General features: G+C 38.5%; 18 protein-coding genes. 5 read left to right on the top strand and 13 right to left on the bottom strand.

Translation table 11 applies throughout. The features are described from left to right. A complete protein-coding gene (locus FE813_RS00795; RefSeq protein WP_005630160.1) occupies window positions 1-531 on the top strand; it encodes an inorganic diphosphatase in 531 nt (176 codons plus the stop codon). A 327-nt stretch (window positions 532-858) separates the two neighbouring features. Then, window positions 859-3,096 carry a nitric-oxide reductase large subunit gene (locus FE813_RS00790; RefSeq protein ID WP_139989093.1) on the top strand — a complete coding sequence of 746 codons (2,238 nt, stop codon included), beginning with the start codon at window positions 859-861 and terminating at the stop codon, window positions 3,094-3,096. 199 nt (window positions 3,097-3,295) lie between these two features. Here FE813_RS00790 and mglC read toward each other — a convergent pair whose 3' ends face one another. The 4 genes from mglC to FE813_RS00770 all read right to left on the bottom strand — a co-directional run bounded on the left by mglC (window position 3,296) and on the right by FE813_RS00770 (window position 8,088). Beyond that, the gene (gene mglC, locus FE813_RS00785; protein WP_048953854.1) at window positions 3,296-4,306 is read right to left on the bottom strand and encodes a galactose/methyl galactoside ABC transporter permease MglC; all 1,011 of its coding nucleotides are present in this window, start codon (window positions 4,304-4,306) and stop codon (window positions 3,296-3,298) included. A 15-nt stretch (window positions 4,307-4,321) separates the two neighbouring features. Beyond that, window positions 4,322-5,842 (bottom strand): galactose/methyl galactoside ABC transporter ATP-binding protein MglA, encoded by a 1,521-nt coding sequence (gene mglA / locus FE813_RS00780; RefSeq protein ID WP_139989092.1) that lies wholly within the window; start codon window positions 5,840-5,842, stop codon window positions 4,322-4,324. Between the two features lie 65 nt (window positions 5,843-5,907). Further along, on the bottom strand, window positions 5,908-6,903 hold the full coding sequence (gene mglB / locus FE813_RS00775) for a galactose/glucose ABC transporter substrate-binding protein MglB (protein WP_005628316.1): 996 nt from the start codon (window positions 6,901-6,903) through the stop codon (window positions 5,908-5,910). A gap of 186 nt (window positions 6,904-7,089) precedes the next feature. Continuing rightward, a complete protein-coding gene (locus FE813_RS00770) occupies window positions 7,090-8,088 on the bottom strand; it encodes a substrate-binding domain-containing protein (RefSeq protein WP_005636818.1) in 999 nt (332 codons plus the stop codon). 210 nt (window positions 8,089-8,298) lie between these two features. On the opposite strand from FE813_RS00770, the gene galT reads away from it, so the two are divergent. The 3 genes from galT to galM all read left to right on the top strand — a co-directional run bounded on the left by galT (window position 8,299) and on the right by galM (window position 11,612). Continuing rightward, window positions 8,299-9,348, top strand: a complete 1,050-nt coding sequence (galT, locus tag FE813_RS00765) for a galactose-1-phosphate uridylyltransferase (RefSeq protein WP_139989091.1) — start codon at window positions 8,299-8,301, stop codon at window positions 9,346-9,348. Between the two features lie 71 nt (window positions 9,349-9,419). Continuing rightward, window positions 9,420-10,574, top strand: a complete 1,155-nt coding sequence (gene galK / locus FE813_RS00760; protein WP_139989090.1) for a galactokinase — start codon at window positions 9,420-9,422, stop codon at window positions 10,572-10,574. Between the two features lie 9 nt (window positions 10,575-10,583). Continuing rightward, a complete protein-coding gene (gene galM, locus FE813_RS00755) occupies window positions 10,584-11,612 on the top strand; it encodes a galactose-1-epimerase (RefSeq protein ID WP_139989089.1) in 1,029 nt (342 codons plus the stop codon). Between the two features lie 97 nt (window positions 11,613-11,709). Here galM and murA read toward each other — a convergent pair whose 3' ends face one another. The 9 genes from murA to corC all read right to left on the bottom strand — a co-directional run bounded on the left by murA (window position 11,710) and on the right by corC (window position 18,948). Further along, complete coding sequence (gene murA, locus FE813_RS00750) at window positions 11,710-12,972, bottom strand: UDP-N-acetylglucosamine 1-carboxyvinyltransferase (RefSeq protein WP_139989088.1); 1,263 nt, start codon at window positions 12,970-12,972, stop codon at window positions 11,710-11,712. A 10-nt stretch (window positions 12,973-12,982) separates the two neighbouring features. Then, on the bottom strand, window positions 12,983-13,240 hold the full coding sequence (locus tag FE813_RS00745; protein ID WP_005631356.1) for a BolA family protein: 258 nt from the start codon (window positions 13,238-13,240) through the stop codon (window positions 12,983-12,985). A gap of 11 nt (window positions 13,241-13,251) precedes the next feature. Further along, the gene (locus FE813_RS00740) at window positions 13,252-13,578 is read right to left on the bottom strand and encodes an STAS domain-containing protein (RefSeq protein WP_048953865.1); all 327 of its coding nucleotides are present in this window, start codon (window positions 13,576-13,578) and stop codon (window positions 13,252-13,254) included. A gap of 10 nt (window positions 13,579-13,588) precedes the next feature. Then, on the bottom strand, window positions 13,589-14,233 hold the full coding sequence (gene mlaC, locus FE813_RS00735) for a phospholipid-binding protein MlaC (protein ID WP_180978665.1): 645 nt from the start codon (window positions 14,231-14,233) through the stop codon (window positions 13,589-13,591). Between the two features lie 28 nt (window positions 14,234-14,261). Further along, entirely contained in the window at window positions 14,262-14,768 is a 507-nt protein-coding gene (gene mlaD, locus FE813_RS00730; RefSeq protein WP_046949632.1) for an outer membrane lipid asymmetry maintenance protein MlaD, read from the bottom strand. Between the two features lie 10 nt (window positions 14,769-14,778). Beyond that, complete coding sequence (gene mlaE, locus FE813_RS00725) at window positions 14,779-15,564, bottom strand: lipid asymmetry maintenance ABC transporter permease subunit MlaE (RefSeq protein WP_139989086.1); 786 nt, start codon at window positions 15,562-15,564, stop codon at window positions 14,779-14,781. Next, window positions 15,561-16,355 carry a phospholipid ABC transporter ATP-binding protein MlaF gene (gene mlaF, locus FE813_RS00720; RefSeq protein ID WP_139989085.1) on the bottom strand — a complete coding sequence of 265 codons (795 nt, stop codon included), beginning with the start codon at window positions 16,353-16,355 and terminating at the stop codon, window positions 15,561-15,563. The genes mlaE and mlaF overlap by 4 nt, the downstream gene beginning before the upstream one ends. 39 nt (window positions 16,356-16,394) lie before the next feature. After that, entirely contained in the window at window positions 16,395-17,933 is a 1,539-nt protein-coding gene (gene lnt, locus FE813_RS00715) for an apolipoprotein N-acyltransferase (RefSeq protein WP_139989084.1), read from the bottom strand. 115 nt (window positions 17,934-18,048) lie between these two features. Further along, a complete protein-coding gene (gene corC / locus FE813_RS00710; protein ID WP_139989083.1) occupies window positions 18,049-18,948 on the bottom strand; it encodes a CNNM family magnesium/cobalt transport protein CorC in 900 nt (299 codons plus the stop codon). Between the last annotated feature and the right edge of the window lie 9 nt (window positions 18,949-18,957).

The raw sequence follows: 18,957 nt of genomic DNA, 5'->3' as shown, positions 1-18,957 counted from the left end.
ATGGCTGATTTTAATCAAATTTTAACGCCAGGCGATGTAGATGCTGGCATTATCAATGTAGTAAATGAAATTCCCGAAGGTAGCTGCCATAAAATCGAATGGAACCGTAAAGTTGCGGCATTCCAATTAGATCGTGTTGAGCCAGCAATTTTTGCAAAACCAACTAACTACGGTTTCATTCCACAAACTTTAGATGAAGATGGCGATGAGTTAGATGTATTATTAATCACTCGTCAACCATTAGCAACAGGTGTATTCCTTGAGGCTAAAGTAATTGGTGTCATGAAGTTTGTTGATGATGGCGAAGTGGATGACAAAATCGTTTGTGTTCCAGCAGATGATCGTGATACAGGCAATGCGTACAACTCATTAGCTGATTTACCTGCGAACTTAATTAAACAAATTGAGTTCCATTTTAATAACTATAAAGCGCTTAAGAAACCAGGCTCAACGAAAGTAACACATTGGGGCGATGTAGAAGAAGCGAAAGAAGTGATTCGTGAGTCTATTAAACGTTGGAATGAACGTTAATTAACTTTAAAGATAAAAGAGCGGTGATATTTCACCGCTCTTTGTATTAGAATTACACAAACCAATTTTAATCCCGCCAATCACTCCAATTTTAATTTGAATAAGCATCTGATTACTAAACATTTAAGTGTGTTAAATCATTTTTTAATCATACTTTTTTTGATCCCAAATCAAAATAACCTACTAATTTAGTCAATTACTTTGTTTTGGGTATTATTTTAGCGCCACAATACCCGATATAATTAGTCAGGTATTTTACTTTGTGTAAAATATTTACCTATGATTTTAAATAGGAAGTTAATTTTTCAATAACCTAGGAGTGATAAAATGGGACAGTATAAAAAGTTCTGGTACCTATTAGTCGCCGTATTGATTGGGTCATTCTCAATTTTAGGCTACTACGGGTTCGAAGTTTATCGTGAAGCACCGCCAATTCCGCAACAATATGTTTCTGAATCTGGCGAAAAAATGATTACGCACGATGATATTTTACATGGTCAAACCGCTTGGCAAACTACTGGCGGTATGCAAGTGGGGTCAGTTTGGGGGCATGGCGCATATCAAGCACCAGACTGGACAGCGGATTGGCTTCACCGTGAACTAACTAACTGGTTGGACATTACAGCGAATCAAGAATTTGGTAAAAACTTCGCTGATTTAAATGATGAACAACAAACTTTATTAAAAGCGCGTTTAACCAAAGAATATCGCGGTAGTAAAGTTGAAAACGGTACCGTTGTGCTTTCTAACACCCGTTTAGCAGCAATGGAAAAAACTGCACAATACTACATCTCTTTATATAGTGATGATCCTGCAACTAAAGTGACTCGTGAACACTTTGCGATGAAGGATAATACCCTTCCTGACTTACAAGCGCGTAAAGACTTAGCTAAATTCTTCTTCTGGACAGCATGGACTGCCTCCGCTGAACGTCCAAATACTCATGCAAGTTATACCAACAACTGGCCACATGAGCCGTTAATCAACAACGTACCAACACCAGAAAACGTCATTTGGTCTATTGCAAGTGTGGTATTCCTCATTGCCGGTATTGGTTTCGTGGTATGGATTTGGTCATTCAAAAAACGTGAAGATGAAAAAGAACCAGCAACACCTGAGTTCGATCCACTTACAAAATTACAACTTACCCCTTCTCAACGTTCGTTAGGTAAATACCTCTTCACTGTGCTTGCATTATTCTTACTGCAAGTGAACTTAGGGGCGATTGTTGCTCACTATACCGTTGAAGGTCAAGAATTCTATGGTATTGATATTTCTCAATACTTACCTTATTCATTGGTGCGTACATGGCATATTCAAGCGGCATTATTCTGGATTGCGATGGCATTCTTAGCTGGCGGTTTATTCCTGGCACCGATCATCAATGGCGGTAAAGATCCGAAGTTCCAAAAATTGGGCGTGGATGTTTTATTCTGGGCATTAGTGGTATTAGTCGTCGGTTCATTCACCGGTAGCTATTTAGCAATTGCGCATATTCTTCCTGAAGAATGGAGCTTCATGTTCGGTCACCAAGGCTATGAGTTCATTGACTTAGGTCGTTTCTGGCAAGCAGTGAAATTCGCAGGTATCTTATTCTGGTTAGTCTTAATGCTTCGCGGCACAGTGAACGCATTCAAACAACCTGGTGATAAAAACTTATTAGCATTGTTCTTCGCTTCCGTCATTGCGATCGGTTTATTCTATGGCCCAGCATTATTCTATGGCGAGCACACTCACATTTCTGTGATGGAATACTGGCGTTGGTGGGTAGTTCACCTATGGGTAGAAGGCTTCTTCGAAGTATTCTCTGTAGCGGCACTCTCATTCATCTTCGTAAGTTTAGGTTTAGTTTCACGTCGTACTGCGACTGTGGCAACCATTACTGAAGCAGCGTTGTTCTTAATCGGTGGTATCCCTGGCACTTTCCACCACTTATACTTCGCGGGTGCAACCACTCCAATTATTGCTGTAGGTGCATCATTCTCTGCACTTGAGGTGGTACCTTTAGTATTATTAGGTCACGAAGCGTGGGAACACTGGGCAATGAAACAAAAAGCACCTTGGATGGAACGCTTAAAATGGCCTCTTTACTGCTTCGTAGCCGTCGCATTCTGGAATATGTTAGGTGCTGGCGTATTTGGTTTCTTAATCAACCCTCCAATTTCACTCTACTATGTTCAAGGATTGAACACGACTGCTGTTCATGCTCACGCGGCATTATTCGGTGTGTATGGCTTCTTGGCATTAGGTTTCGTCTTCTTAATTGCTCGTTATTTACGTCCAGATACACCATTTAACGATAAGTTAATGAAATGGGGCTTCTGGTTATTAAACGGCGGTTTAGTACTGATGATCGTATCAAGCTTACTACCTATCGGCGTTATCCAAGGATATGCAAGTATCTCAGAAGGCTTATGGTATGCACGTAGTGAAGAATTTATGCAACAGCCATTATTCGATACCTTACGTTGGGTACGTCTAGGCGGTGATGTGGTATTCATCTTCGGTGCACTAGCCTTCTTCTGGCAAATCTTTACAATGATTTTCTTCAGACCTAAACATTAATTAGGCCTTCCCAAAAGCGACTTATGTAAAAATAAGTCGCTTTTTATTTATATAGACTATAAATACTTAATAATTGATTTCAACATAGTTACTAAGAAATATTCTCTTTCAGAATTCTACCTACCTTTAAAATTTATATAAAAAATAACCGCACTTTACAAAGTGCGGTTATTTTCTCTACTCTTTTTATCTAGAATAATTATTTCTTCTTCGCATATTTTAATGAGTCAATCGCTACCGCTAAAATAATAATGCTACCTTTAATGATGTATTGCCAGTAAGGGTTTACACCGATGTAAGTTAAACCGTAGTTGATAACTGTAAAGATGATAACGCCAGTGATGACACCAATTACTGTTCCTACACCACCCGCGAAGGATACGCCACCCACTACGCAAGCGGCAATCGCATCTAATTCATACATAAAACCTAAGTTGTTAGTTGCAGAACCAATACGGCCCGCTTCGAGCATACCACCAAAGGCATAAAACACACCGGCGATCATATAAATCACAACTAAATTACGTGCAACATTCACGCCTGAAACTTTTGCTGCTTCCGGATTTCCCCCAATAGCAAAGATATTTTTACCAAAACGGGTTTTGTTCCACATTATCCACACCAAAAATGAAGCAATTGCAGCATAAATAGTGATATAAGAAAGCTTGAAACTCCCAATTCGGAAAAAGCCTTGAGCAAATGTTGAGAAATTTTCACTAAAACCAGCGATTGGCGATCCACCTACCGCATCATAGTATAGTGAGTTGAAACCATATACGATAATCATGGTTCCCATAGTTGCAATAAACGGTGTTACATTTAAGTAAGCAATAACCAATCCATTTATTAAACCAATAATTGCTCCCACAGCACAAACGGCAAGAATAACAACAGGAATTGGAATTTCACCCATTTCAGGAAATACGCGGTTCATATTTTCCATTGATTGCAACATAGTTGCAGAGATAACTGCAGCCAAACCTACTTGACGACCAGCAGATAAGTCCGTTCCTTGTGTAATTAATAAACCAGCAACCCCAAGTGCAATAATTAAACGAACTGAAGATTGAGTTAAAATATTACTAAAGTTCATCAAATTTAAGAATGTTGGATCTTGCGCAATAATAATACCGAGCAAAATCAATAGCACAAAATAAATGGCATTTTGCTTTAAGAAATCAAAGGATTTGTTTTTTTGTAAGGCACTCATAATCTGTTCCTTTTGTTATAAATATTTCGCAGCGAGTTGCAAAATTTCTTCTTGTGAAGTTTTTGCAGTTTCTACAATACCCGCCAATTTACCGTTACTCATCACTAAAATACGGTCAGTTACACCTAGTAATTCAGGCATTTCTGATGAAATCATAATAATGCCTTTATCTTTTTTAGCGAGCTCTTGAATGAGTTGGTAAATTTCAAATTTTGCTCCAATGTCGATACCACGAGTCGGCTCATCAAGCATCAGAATTTCAGGTTGAGTTAAAAGCCAACGACCAATAATGACCTTTTGTTGGTTACCGCCGGAAAGAGAACCAATTGTTGTTCTATGTGATGGTGTTTTAACATTCATTGAATCAATCACCCACTGAGTATCACTTTTCATTTTCTTCGTGCTAAGTAATTTCCATGGGGTGAGATAAGATTTCATATTTGAAATCAATGAGTTAAATTCAATGCTTAAATTAGAGTAAATACCTGTTGAACGACGCTCTTCAGTTACCAATGCAAAGCCATTATTAATCGCTTCAAGTGCGGTATGATTTTTCACGGTTTTTCCGTGTAACTTGATAGTTCCTTCGGTTAATTCACGTACGCCAAAAATAGCTTCAACGATATCAGTACGTTTAGCCCCCACAAGGCCTGCAATACCGAGAATTTCACCTTTTCGTAATTCAAAAGATACGCCTTGAATGGATGGTTGATTTTTAGCGGTAAGATTTTCCACCTGTAAAATTACTTCTTTTGGCGTGTTTGTTTTTTCAGGGAAACGCTGTGTTAATTCACGACCTACCATCATTCCGACAATTTGTTCCATGCTGGATTCTTTCACGTTTACCGTGTTGATCCATTTACCGTCGCGTAAAATAGTAATTTCATCACAGATTTTGAAGATTTCATCCATTTTGTGAGAAATATAAATAATTCCGCAACCGCGTTGTTTTAATTTGTCGATAATTTTAAACAGATGCTCAACTTCTTTTTCAGAAAGCGAGGATGTTGGTTCATCCATGATTACGATTTTAGCGTTATACGAGAACGCCTTCGCAATTTCGATCATCTGCATTTGAGAAACTGAAAGTTTGGCGACCTTTTCTTTAGGATCTACATCAATATCCAATTCATCAAAAATCGCTTTAGTATCACGGTACATTTTGGCGTGATCGACAAAAGGTCCTTTCAGTGGATAGCGTCCAAGCCACAAGTTATCCATTACGCTAGTTTGGCGCACTAGGTTGAGTTCTTGGTGCACCATTGAAATACCATTCTCAAGGGCTTCTTTAGATGTTTTAAAATTGACGGGTTGGCCTAAGAAAAGGATTTCGCCTTCATCTTTGGCATAAATGCCAAATAAGCATTTTAATAATGTAGATTTGCCCGCGCCGTTCTCACCCATTAAAGCATGAACAGAATGTGATCGAACCGTTAAGTTTGCGTTATCTAAGGCTTTTACGCCAGGAAAGGACTTGCAGACATTGGTCATTGTGAGCAGCACTTGGCTGTCTTGGCTTTGAGTTTGAGATGTCATATCCAACCTCGTTAAAAAGGGGAAGGGTAACTTCCCCTTAGATTACAACAAAAATTGATGAGAAATTATTTTAAGAAGTCGCCTAAGTTGTCTTTATCTACACCAACATAAGGGATACGTACAACACGATCTTTTAATTCCCATTTTGTGCCTTCAGTTGCTGCTTTGCCTTGTGCTAAGTTGTTAGATAATTGAACAACTGCTTTACCTTGGTTCACACCATCGTTTAACACAGTACCTGCAAGTTCACCTTTTTTGATGAGTTGCAATGCTTCTGGTAATGCGTCCACACCGAAGATAGGGAGTTTTTTACCATGTGCTTTGGTTGCTTCTAATGCGCCTAATGCCATACCATCGTTGTTAGAAATAATTACTTCAATGTCGTTCGCTTTAGAGCTAGATAACCAAGCATCTACTTTATCTTTCGCCATTGCAGCATCCCACATACCGGTATCAATAAATAATTGTTCAGTTTGGATACCTTTTGCATTAAGTTCTTCAACTACGAATTTTGTACGTGCTTCAGCATCTGGGTGACCTGGTTCACCTTTTAATAATACGAATTGGATTTTGCCATCTTTATTTAAGTCTAGAGCTGGATTCGCTTTCCATTGTTTTGCAATTAAATCCCCTTGAATTAAGCCAGATTCTTTTGGATCAGTACCTACATAGTAAGCGTGTTCATAAGAACCGATAGCTTTTGCACCTGGGTCTTTATTAAAGAACACAACAGGAATGTTATCTGGTTTTGCTTTGCTAATAATGGTTGGCGCTGCAGCTGGGTCAACTAAGTTAATTGCAAGAGCTTTCACACCTTTGGAAAGTAATACATCAACTTGGTCATTTTGAATTGATTGTGCATTTTGGGAGTCATTCATTAATAAGTTAATGCCACCAAGTGCTTTAGCTTCTTTGTCGATTTCTTTACGCATTAAAGACATGAAGTTGTCATCGTATTTGTAAATGGTTACACCAATTTTGTTACTTGCTGCGAAGCTAGAAGATGCTGCACCTAAACCGATAGCCAAAGCAACCGCACTTAATACTGCTGTTTTTTTCATAATAACGCTCCTATTTTGGAATGTTGATGTTAGAGATAAATATTGCATTACATTCTGCAACTGATGCCATATTAGCGAATAATCTGCTTGGAATCTGTGATCAAACTCACATAAATGAAAACGATTACATTAAAAATTTGAATTTGTGATCGCTATCACATTTTATGAGTTCGTTCACCTTCTAATTTAGATAGATTCCACAGAAAAACGACGTACTAATGTTGGGTTAAACTGAATTGTTGATGGCGTTCTCACCTCATTATCGACAAGGCTTAATGCAAGGTTGGCCGCATAAGTTGCCATTAAATCAATAGGATAGCGGATTGTCGTCAATTTAGGAATTAAATAACGAGCAATTGGCATATCGTCAAAACCAATGATTGAAAATTGGCTTGGTACACTAATATTGTTTTCATTGAGAACGGAAATGGCTCCCGCAGCCATTGAATCGTTATAAGCTACGACCGCAGTGAGATCTTTGTTATAACTAAGCAAATCAATCATTGCTTTTTCACCACCTTCGAAGTCTGGTGAATTGTGCGTTATGGCATGCTCAATAATTGGATAATTGTGATCTTTTAATGCAGTAAGATAACCATCTCGACGCTCAATTTCATCAAAAATTGCATGGTTAGATCCTATATATGCGATATGTTTATGACCACAACGGATAAGCATTTCTGTTGCTAAGTAGGTTCCCTTTTTATTATCTAAACTTACGCAACGATTTTCATAGCCTTGAATCACTCGGTTGATAATCACCATTCCTGGTACTGTTTTCAAATAATGGCTAAGTTCATCGTCAGATAACGCTTTCGAATGTACAACTAAACAACTACAACGCTTGCGAAGTAAAGTATCAATAGCTTCACGTTCCTTCTCTGCATGGTGATAGCCAATGCCAATCAAGATTGTTTTACGGTGTGCTTCTGCGACTTTATCTACGGCTTTCACTAAAATAGCAAAAAACGAGTCTGTTACATCGGTAACAACCACACCAATAGTATCGGTGTTTTGTATTGCAAGGGCTTTAGCATTTGCATTCGGCTGATAATTAAGTTGCTCAATTGCTTGTTTTACGGCAAGGCGAGTATCTTCACTCACTGAGGGATGCTGATTTACAACACGAGAAACAGTAGCAATAGATACATGGGCTAATTCGGCTACATCATGAATGGTGCTCATAGAATGCTCTCCATAATGAAATCACGTTTCTTATTATGTTCTTTCTAGATAAAATTGAAAGCGGTTACTTTCTGATTTGTAACCGAGATCACAAAAAACTTTCAGAGATTTTCCCATTATGTGATACTGATCACGGTTTATTTTTGTGAATTTGCTATCTTATGCGCAGTATTTTGTGTAATCGTTTACAATTTAGAAAGGGAGCCCATTATGAGTGATGTTTTTGAACCAACCGAGCATCCACATCGTCGCTATAATCCGTTAATTGATCAATGGGTTTTGGTATCACCACATCGTGCTAAACGTCCATGGCAAGGGCAACAAGAAAAAGTGAATGAAGAACAAAAACCAAGTTATGATCCAACTTGTTATCTTTGCCCGAGTAATAAGCGTATTACAGGTGAATTAAATCCAGATTATCGTAAACCTTATGTGTTTAAAAATGATTTTTCCGCGCTTTTAGAAGATACGCCAGCCCCTGAAAAATCCTCCGAGCCACTTTTCCAGAGTTCTCAAGCTCGTGGCGAAAGTCGCGTTATTTGTTTCTCTCCAGATCATAGTAAAACATTGCCATTATTGACCGCACTTGAGATTGAAGAAGTGATTAAAGTATGGCAAGAACAACTTCGTGAGCTTGGTGCAAAATACCAATGGGTGCAAATTTTTGAAAACAAAGGGGCGGCAATGGGGTGTTCTAACCCTCATCCACATGGCCAAATTTGGGCGAATAGTTTCTTGCCAAATGAAGTCGCTCGTGAAGATCGCACACAACGCGATTATTTATTAAAACATGGTTCAGTAATGCTAGTTGATTATGTAAAACGAGAACTGGAGTTAAAAGAACGTATTGTCGTTGAAACTGAACATTGGGTAGCTTTAGTGCCTTATTGGGCTGTTTGGCCATTTGAAACATTGCTTTTACCAAAAACTCATGTAAAACGTTTAACTGAATTAAGTAACGAACACTCAAAAGATCTTGCGGTTATTTTGAAAAAATTGACGACCAAATACGACAATCTATTTGAGACTTCTTTCCCATATTCAATGGGATTTCATGCCGCACCATTTAATGGCGAAGAAAACGAACATTGGCAGCTACATGCTCATTTTTATCCTCCTCTTTTACGCTCAGCAACCGTGCGTAAATTTATGGTGGGATATGAAATGTTAGGCGAAAGCCAACGCGATTTAACGGCAGAACGGGCTGCAGAGCGATTACGTGCTTTGAGTGAAGTTCATTATAAAGAAATAACTAAATAATATAGCCAGTCTCCCTCTTTACAAAAGAAGGGGGGTAGATCGAGTACAGATTTAATATAAAGGATAGAAATATGACCCCAATCCAAAATGCTCAACAAATTTTCAATAAACAACATAAAAATTTGCCAGAAATTACCATCTATGCGCCTGGCCGAGTAAATATTATCGGTGAACATACTGACTACAACGACGGCTTTGTTATGCCTTGTGCGATTAATTTTGGTACGGCCGTTTCTGGTACAAAACGAGATGATCATATTTGGAATGTTTATGCGGCGGATCTTGATGAAACTGATGAATTTTCTCTCAATGTTGAAATTCCTAAGAGTGAACACAAATGGGCTAATTACGTGCGTGGGGTTGTAAAATTTATCCAAGAACGTTACCCGCACTTTCAACAAGGTGCAAATTTAGTGATTTCTGGAAATGTGCCTCTTTCTTCTGGATTAAGTTCATCGGCAGCGTTAGAAGTTGCGGTGGGTAAATTCTGCCAACAACTTGGCGATTTACCACTTTCTCACACAGATATTGCATTGAATGGGCAAAAAGCGGAAAACCAATTTGTTGGTGCTAATTGTGGCAATATGGATCAGTTAATTTCTGCACTTGGCCAGGAAAATCACTTATTGATGATTGATTGTCGTAGTCTTGAAACCACTCCAACCCCCGTGCCACAAGATGTCGCCGTGATTATTGTGAATTCAAATGTACCGCACGATTTGGTAACGGGTGAATACAATACTCGCCGTCAGCAATGTGAAGAGGCGGCAAAATTTTTTGGAGTAAAAGCATTACGTGATGTTTCAGTTGAACAATTCCGAAAAAGAGAAGCGGAATTGACCGCACTTTCTCCGTTAGCAGCAAAACGTGCCCGTCATGTCGTAACTGAAAATCAACGAGTACTCGATGCCGTGGAAGCATTGAAGAAGAATGATTTAACCCATTTAGGTGAGTTAATGGGGGAATCTCATAATTCAATGCGTGATGATTTTGAAATCACCGTGCCACAAATTGATTATTTAGTTGAATTGGCTCAACTTGTTATTGGCAAAAGTGGCGGTGCGCGTATGACGGGCGGTGGTTTTGGTGGTTGTATTGTCGTACTTGCACCGCATGATAAAGTCGATGCAGTTCGTAAAATTATTGCGGATAATTACGAGAAAACAACTGGTTTAAAAGAAACTTTTTATGTGTGTACTGCATCACAAGGTGTTCGAGTGATTTAAGAGAAAATGATGTTAGAACAAACTACTTTTAATGCGCCTGATGCTGTACCTTATCAGCTGATAACTCTGCAAAATGAAAATGGAATGCGTGTTCAATTTATGGATTGGGGGGCAACTTGGCTTTCTTGTAAAGTGCCAGTAAATGGCACTTCACGCGAGGTTTTATTGGGGTGTAAGGTAGAAGATTATCCCACTCATCAAAGCTATTTAGGTGCAAGTGTAGGACGTTATGCAAATCGTATTGCAAATGCACAATTTGAATTAAATGGTGAACTCATTCAATTGAAAAGTAATCAAGGTAAACATCAGCTTCATGGTGGAGAGGGCTTTGATAAACGTCGGTGGAAAATTCAAGAGTGCGGTGAGAATTTTGTGTGTTTTTCATTACATTCGGTGGATGGTGATCAAGGTTTTCCAGGTAATGTGGATGTGTCTGTAACCTATACGCTAACAGATGATAATAGCGTAAAAATTGAATATGCAGGGATGTGTGATAAGGATACCGCATTGAACTTAACGAATCATGCCTATTTCAATTTAGAAAATGCAGAGCAAGGCAGTGACGTACGTGAACATACATTACGTTTAAATGCTGATTTTTATCTGCCTGTAGATAATGAGGGGATTCCTAATTCTCCATTAAAACACGTAGTGAATACGAGTTTTGACTTCCGTATTGCTAAATGCATCAAGCAAGATTTTTTACAAGGGGAGCAGCAAGTAACAAAAGGTTACGATCATTCCTTTATTGTCAATAAAGCTTGGCAAAAGCCTTGTGTGTTACTGACTTCTCCAACTGATGATTTAAGTTTAGAAGTAAGAACCTCGCAAGCTGCATTGCAGGTTTATACGGGTAATTATCTTGCAGGTACACCAACGAGAAATGGCGAATTATATGCTGATTTTTCTGGCGTAGCACTAGAAACTCAATGTTTACCCGACACACCTAATCATCCTGAATGGCAAAATTACGGCGGAATTCAAAAAGCAGGTGAGCGATATTATCAATGGACAGAGTTTAAGTTTTTTAAAAAGTAATAATTACTGATAAACAGAGGGCTAATTTCTGAAAAACTCGGAATTAGCCCCTATATTAAATAAATCTAATAGTTAGTTTATTTTATTAAACTTCTCTCTATCCAGAGAAACGTTCAATTCTAGCACCTAAACAACGAAGTTTTTCTTCTATATGTTCATAACCACGATCAATGTGATAAATGCGATCCACAACTGTTTCACCTGTTGCGATACAACCTGCAAGAACCAAACTGATTGATGCGCGTAAATCTGTCGCCATCACTTCTGCACCAGACAACTGTTCAACACCATGACATACGGCAGTATTCCCTTCAATTTCAGCTTTTCCGCCCATGCGAATTAATTCAGGAATATGCATAAAACGATTTTCAAAAATCGTTTCGGTAATAATACTCGTGCCCTCTGCCACCATATTTAATAAGGTGAATTGAGCCTGCATATCAGTAGGAAAACCCGGATGTGGCGCAGTACGAATATTCACTGCTTTAGGGCGATTACCAAACATATCTAAAGTAATGCTATTCTCAGTCACATCAACTTGAGCACCAGCTTCACGAAGTTTATCGATCACTGCATCTAAAGTATCAGCTTTAGTATTTTGACAAACAACACGACCGCCCGAAATTGCTGCGGCAATTAAGAATGTACCTGTTTCAATACGATCTGGCACGACACTATGCTCACAACCAGTTAAACGTTCAACACCTTCAATCGTAATGTGATCAGAACCTGCACCAGATATTTTCGCGCCCATTTTATTGAGAAAGTCAGCGGTATCTACAATTTCAGGCTCACGAGCCGCGTTTTCAATCACGGTGGTGCCTTTCGAAAGCGTTGCTGCCATCATAATAGATAAAGTTGCACCTACGCTCACTTTTTCCATTACAATGCGAGTTCCCACAAGACGATCTAATACTTGTGCTTTTACATATCCTTCTTCAAGAACGATGTCCGCGCCTAATTTTTCTAAACCGCTAATATGGAGATCAACTGGACGAGCACCGATAGAGCAACCACCAGGTAACGATACTTGTCCTTGATGAAAACGAGCAACTAAAGGCGCCAATGCCCAAATTGAAGCACGCATGGTTTTAACCAATTCATAAGGGGCGGTGAAATGATCGATATTCGATGCATCTAATAAAACTGCACCAGTTTCATCACGATCTACAACCACGCCTAATTTACGTAAAATTTTCAAAGTGGTTTCAATATCTTTAAGCGCAGGAACATTCGTGAGTTTAACTGGTTCTGTTGCCAAAATAGCGGCAAAAAGAATTGGAAGTGCTGCATTTTTGGCACCTGAAATATTCACGGTTCCACTTAAACGAGATTGCCCATAAACACGAAATTTTTCCATTTTTGAATCCTTAATTAAGTTGGTTTAATGCACGATCACGTTTCCACTTTTCAGTGGTATAAGTTTTAATTGTTAACGCGTGAATTTCGCCAGTGGTAAAATAAGCCATTAACGGAGCATAAATTGTTTGTTGTTGTTTTACGCGAGACAGTGCAGCAATTTCATCACTCACTACAATCACGCCAAAATGCGCATTTTCACCTTGAGCATAAACCTCTTCTACGTTTAGCGCATCTTTTAAAATTCGTTCAATTTCTTGAAGTTCCATAAAATTTCCGTTTAATTAATATCTGTAAAATTTGCGATCCAATCAGACAAACCAACAAGATCTGCAAGGGTTAATAATTGTTTTGGTGGATAAACTAATCGAACTGTTTTGTTAAGCATTTGACACTCTCTTAAAAAATCACAAAGCGCTGCAAAACCGGCTGAATCAATATGTTGAATACCAGACAAATCCCATTCAACAACTGTTTTATCCAACGCATTAGCAGATAAAAAAACGTCACGTTGCTGCCACATAGGCAACAACGTGTTGCGAGATAGCTCCCCTGACAAAAGGAGCGCTATCTTATCATCATTTTTCTTTAAATCCCAATTTAACATGGCAACAAAATTATTTGCTGAATGTTACAGGTTGAGCGGCTGATTTTTGTACTTGAGCCGTTAATGCATCAATACCCTGTTGACGTAAGATACTACTCCATTCTTGTTGTTTTGTTACAACCATACTCACGCCCTCAGCAACCATGTCATAAGCTAACCATTCACCCGTTTTACCATTCTTACGCCATTTAAAATCTAATTTAATTGGTGCTGCACCATTGGTTTGAATAATATTCACACGAATATTTACTAAGTTTTTATCACCTAATGCTTTTTCTGGCTCAATTTGGATTTGTTGATTTGAATATGCCGTTAATACTTGTGCATAAGCTTGTTCAATAAAATCACCAAAAGCTTTAAAGAATTTTTCACGTTGTTCAGGTGTAGTAGATTTGAAATGAGAACCTAAAACTAAAGAACCTGCATAATTGACTTGAATATAAGGCAGTAAATCATTACGAACGATAGTACGTAGATAATTTGGGTTCTTTTTAATCTGGCTTTGATTTGCCTGAATATCAGAAAACAATTTATCTGACGCTTGTTGCATTAATACATAAGGACTTGTTTCAGCCATAGCAGTACCAGCAGCAAAAAGTGCGGTAAATACTAAGGTTAAAATTGCAAACCATTTTTTCACTTGGAAAAATTTCATCATAAATCTCCTAAATAAATGTTAGTTGTTATTGTACTGTAGGCTCAGTCTTTTCACTGTTACCATCAGATTTTTTATCGCCGTAAAGGAATTGGCCGATTAAATCCTCCAACACCATCGCAGATTTTGTATCTTGAATTTGGCTACCCTCTTTAAGCATAGCCGATTCACCATCATCAAATCCCATTGTCAATGCAATATATTGCTCACCCAATAAGCCTGATGTCTTAATTGATAAAGAACTGTTTTCTGGGATTTCATTATATTCCTGGTTAATTGCAATACTGACTTTTGGCAAATAGCTTTTTTCATCAAGCGTAATACCGCTCACACGCCCAATAACCACTCCGCCAACTTTTAATGGTGCACGCACTTTTAGTCCACCAATATTATCAAAAGTTGCCGTCACAGTATAAGATTTCGCCTCACCAAAACCTTGTACGTTGGCTACGCGTAAACCTAAAAAAACTAAGGCGCCAATACCAAGTAGTAAAAATAATCCAACCCAAAATTCATATTTAATTGTTTGTCTCATAAAAAAATCCTTAACCTGCTCCAAACATAATAGCAGTCAAAATAAAATCTAATCCTAGAACAACAAGAGATGCATGAACAACTGTTCGCGTTGTAGCTTGGCTGATCCCTTCTGATGTTGGCATACAATCATAACCATTAAAAAGCGCAATCCAAGTTACAGCCACAGCAAAGAAAACCGCTTTAATAAAGCCATTTAAAATATCATAGCTCCAACTCACGGAATTTTGCATCACAGACCAAAAGCTACCCGAATCAACACCTTTCCAATCCACACCTACTAAGGAACCGCCCCAAATACCAACAGCGATAAACAAGATTGACAAAATTGGCATGGAAATAACTCCTGCCCAAAAACGAGGTGCAATCACTCGACGTAAAGGATCAACAGCCATCATTTCAAGACTAGAAAGTTGTTCAGTGGCTTTCATTAAGCCTATTTCAGCCGTCAATGCAGAACCTGCTCGACCAGCAAATAAAAGTGCGGTAACAACAGGGCCTAATTCTCGCAAAAGAGAAAGCGCCACAAGCTGACCTAAACTTGTTTCAGCAGAAAAATCGACTAACACGACATAACCTTGTAGTCCTAATACCATTCCAATAAATAAACCGGACAACAAAATAATGAGTAACGATTGAACACCTAAAACATGCATTTGCTTCACAAGCAAAGGAAAATGCTTACGAATTTGTGGCTTGCCGATCAATGCGCCAAATAACATAAAACCTGCTCGCCCTAATGCACGGAAAAAGTCGATCACCTGTTTTCCTAAAGCAGAAATAAAATTGACGATCATTCAAACAATTCCTTCACATAATCTTGCGCTGGGTACTTAAAGCGCACAGGACCATCAGATTCGCCTTTTAAGAATTGCACCACTCTCGGATCTTGGCTTTGTAAAAGCTGCTCAGATGTTCCTTCTGCGATAACTTTTTGGTCTGCAATAATATAGGCATAATCTGCAATACTCAATACTTCCTCAACATCGTGAGACACCACGATAGAAGTCAAATTTAACGCTTCATTTAATCGTTTAATCAGGCTCAAAATGACGCCCATACTGATTGGATCTTGCCCAGTAAATGGCTCATCAAACATAATTAAATCAGGGTCAAGCGCAATAGCGCGTGCTAATGCAGCTCGACGAGCCATACCACCAGAAAGTTCTGAAGGCATCAATGCGGCAGCGCCTCGCAACCCAACCGCCTCTAATTTCATCAATACGATTTGACGAATTAAACTTTCAGGTAAATGCGTATGTTCACGAATTGGAAAGGCGACATTATCAAAAGTAGAAATATCCGTAAAAAGCGCACCTGATTGGAATAACATCCCCATCCGCTTGCGTACTTCGTACAGTTCACGATTAGATAGACGACAAATATCTTGTCCATCAAACAAAATTTCACCTTGCTCTGGCATTAGTTGTCCACCTATTAATTTAAGCAAGGTGGTTTTACCAATCCCCGACGGCCCCATGATCGCAGTGATTTTTCCCTTTTTTACTTGCAAATTCAGGTCATCGTAAATCACGCGATCACCGCGTTTAAAGGTGAGATTCTTAACTTCAATTAGATTTTGATTCATTAAAATCTCGTTTATAAATAAAAAGTGCGGTCGTTTTGACTAGCGTTTTTGTGAAAGGTTCATCTTACGACGAACAAACGCCATCATGCCGTGTAATACTAAAAACAACAATGATAAAGCATATAAAGGCATATTTCCCAACACAGAATAAGGCGTTTTACCTTCCGCAGGTGCAATTTTATGTGTCAACGTTGTTTCAATAAACTGCGGTGCCTGCGCTAACACCTTACCTTGTGCATCAACAAAGACTGAAATCCCCGTATTCGTTGCACGAATAAGCGGTTTACCCAATTCTAAAGCGCGCATTCTTGCCATCTGTAAATGTTGCCAAGGCCCAATCGAATCACCAAACCAGGCATCATTAGAAATTGTGAGCAAATAATCCGTATCTTGTTTCAAGTTTTGCCGAACTTGTTCGCCAAAAATAATCTCATAGCAAATTGCTGGCGAAAAAGCACGTTTTTTTGCCATTAAAGATGGCTGAATCGCGTCCCCGCTTTGAAATGCAGACATCGGCAAATTAAACACGGAATTAAGTGGTCGCAAAATACTTTCTAGCGGAACATATTCACCGAAAGGCACGAGATGATGCTTACTATAACGATTTTGCGTATCTGGCTGATAAGGAAAGTCTGGGTTTCCAGCAGTCATAATAGAATTAAGCAATTTACCAGATCTCGTATCTTGGAATACCGTTCCAACCATTATCTCCGTTTTCGTTTCTTTAGCAGCACGATCTAACGCTTCAAAAAATGGAGTAATCGCATTTTCAAGAGTTGGCAATGCGGATTCAGGCAAAATAATTAAATCTGTTTTACCAAGATTTTCTGCGATTAATTTTTGATAAATCTCCAAAGTAGAATAAAAATAAGCCGGATCCCATTTGAGATTTTGTTCAATATTGCCTTGAGCAAGCGTGACTGAAATTGCCTTATCTTCAACAGGTTTTACAAAGTGAATTCGGGATGAATAAGCACTTAATCCCCCCACGATGATCAATAACAAAACGTTCGCCAAGACTAATTTAAGATTTTTCGTTTTAAATAAAGATAAAACAAAATTAAAAATTACCGCACTTGCCCAAACGGTAAAGAACGTCAATCCTGTTACCCCAAAAATCGGGGCGATGCCATAAAATGGACTGTCAATTTGTGTATAACCAAACTGAAGCCAAGGAAAACCGGTAAAAATCCAACCTCGTAAAAATTCTGTCAATGTCCAAATCACGGCAAAAATTACCGCACTTTGAACGTTGAAACGCTGAACCAAATAGGTAAAGAACATCGGGTATAACGCAAGATAAGCCGCAAGTAAACCGACAAGGAAATAACTCACACCTAAAGACGCGCCACCAAATTGGTGAATACTGACATTAAGCCAACTTACCCCAAAGCAGAAAAATCCCATCGACCACAAAAACGTCGCTAAAAGTGCGGTGGATTTTTTAGGATTTTTAGCGACATAAAGTAAACCGAGTAAAGAAACATAGGCTAAAGGCCAATAATCAAATGGCGAAAAGGCAAAAACACCGACTAAACCAGATATAAGCGCAATAAGATAAGTAAAATATTTATTCATAAATTCAATTATATTTTGCACGCCCTGACGAGCGTCTTTTGTGTTGAAATCCCATTTCAAGTAAAGAAAAAGCACATGTTAGAAAACGCGCGCCATCATTGAGGATGATAAAATGCTATTCGACTTTTTCTTCCACATCATCCATTTCTGCCAAATGTTCATCAGGCACTGTGACTCGAAGTTGAATCAATCGGCGACTATCTGCCGAGGTAACTTTAAATTGAAGATTTTTCAACGTAATTTCTTCACCACGTTTTGGTAAATAACCAAAAGTTTGCATAATCAGCCCACCAATGGTATCCACTTCTTCATCATCAAAATCAGTATTAAATTGCGCATTGAAATCATCAATATCTGTGAGTGCACGCACAGCATAAGTATGACGAGAAAGCTGACGAATATCCACTACTTCTTCTTCATCAAATTCATCTTCAATATCGCCAACAATTTGTTCCAATATATCTTCAATGGTAACAAGGCCAGATACCGCACCAAATTCGTCCACCACAATAGCCATATGGAAACGCTCAGAGCGGAAATCTTTCAACATACGATCCACTCTTTTGCTTTCTGGCACAATCACGACGGGGCGTAATAATGAAGATAAATTAAACTCTTCGGCATCTTCACGTAAAAATTTCAATAAATCTTTCGCATGTAAAATACCTACGATATTATCGCGATCATCTGCATCGGCAATCACAGGAAAACGAGAATGAGCGGATTCAATAATTGTGTTTAAACAAGTATTTAAATCTTGTTGATCTTCAATAAAAATAATTTGTGAACGAGGAATCATAATATCGCGAACACGAAGCTCCGCGATTTCCATCACGCCTTCAATCATTTCACGCGTATTTTGATCAATTAAATCGTTTTGTTCTGAATCGCGAATTACTTCCACAAGTTCGTCACGATTCTTTAGTTCACCTTGAAAAAAGCGACCAAATAAAGATTGAAAAAAAGGTTTTTTCGTATTTTCAGATTGGTTTAAATTTTGCTGTTCGTCGTTCATATTATTTTA

This window comes from Haemophilus seminalis (genome assembly GCF_006384255.1).
Lineage (GTDB): Bacteria > Pseudomonadota > Gammaproteobacteria > Enterobacterales > Pasteurellaceae > Haemophilus > Haemophilus seminalis.
Note: the sequence above shows the minus strand (reverse complement) of the source record. Positions and strands in the feature narration are given on the sequence as shown.

Bases quoted from the DNA above. Each gene is read 5' to 3' on its own strand.
- mlaD (WP_046949632.1), bottom strand. From the start codon at position 14,768: ATGAGACAAACAATTAAATATGAATTTTGGGTTGGATTATTTTTACTA.
- mlaC (WP_180978665.1), bottom strand. From the start codon at position 14,233: ATGAAATTTTTCCAAGTGAAAAAATGGTTTGCAATTTTAACCTTAGTA.
- galM (WP_139989089.1), top strand. From the start codon at position 10,584: ATGTTAGAACAAACTACTTTTAATGCGCCTGATGCTGTACCTTATCAG.
- FE813_RS00740 (WP_048953865.1), bottom strand. From the start codon at position 13,578: ATGTTAAATTGGGATTTAAAGAAAAATGATGATAAGATAGCGCTCCTT.
- mlaF (WP_139989085.1), bottom strand. From the start codon at position 16,355: ATGAATCAAAATCTAATTGAAGTTAAGAATCTCACCTTTAAACGCGGT.
- mlaE (WP_139989086.1), bottom strand. From the start codon at position 15,564: ATGATCGTCAATTTTATTTCTGCTTTAGGAAAACAGGTGATCGACTTT.
- FE813_RS00770 (WP_005636818.1), bottom strand. From the start codon at position 8,088: ATGAGCACCATTCATGATGTAGCCGAATTAGCCCATGTATCTATTGCT.
- FE813_RS00790 (WP_139989093.1), top strand. From the start codon at position 859: ATGGGACAGTATAAAAAGTTCTGGTACCTATTAGTCGCCGTATTGATT.
- corC (WP_139989083.1), bottom strand. From the start codon at position 18,948: ATGAACGACGAACAGCAAAATTTAAACCAATCTGAAAATACGAAAAAA.
- mglA (WP_139989092.1), bottom strand. From the start codon at position 5,842: ATGACATCTCAAACTCAAAGCCAAGACAGCCAAGTGCTGCTCACAATG.
- FE813_RS00745 (WP_005631356.1), bottom strand. From the start codon at position 13,240: ATGGAACTTCAAGAAATTGAACGAATTTTAAAAGATGCGCTAAACGTA.
- mglC (WP_048953854.1), bottom strand. From the start codon at position 4,306: ATGAGTGCCTTACAAAAAAACAAATCCTTTGATTTCTTAAAGCAAAAT.
- mglB (WP_005628316.1), bottom strand. From the start codon at position 6,903: ATGAAAAAAACAGCAGTATTAAGTGCGGTTGCTTTGGCTATCGGTTTA.
- galK (WP_139989090.1), top strand. From the start codon at position 9,420: ATGACCCCAATCCAAAATGCTCAACAAATTTTCAATAAACAACATAAA.
- FE813_RS00795 (WP_005630160.1), top strand. From the start codon at position 1: ATGGCTGATTTTAATCAAATTTTAACGCCAGGCGATGTAGATGCTGGC.
- murA (WP_139989088.1), bottom strand. From the start codon at position 12,972: ATGGAAAAATTTCGTGTTTATGGGCAATCTCGTTTAAGTGGAACCGTG.
- lnt (WP_139989084.1), bottom strand. From the start codon at position 17,933: ATGAATAAATATTTTACTTATCTTATTGCGCTTATATCTGGTTTAGTC.
- galT (WP_139989091.1), top strand. From the start codon at position 8,299: ATGAGTGATGTTTTTGAACCAACCGAGCATCCACATCGTCGCTATAAT.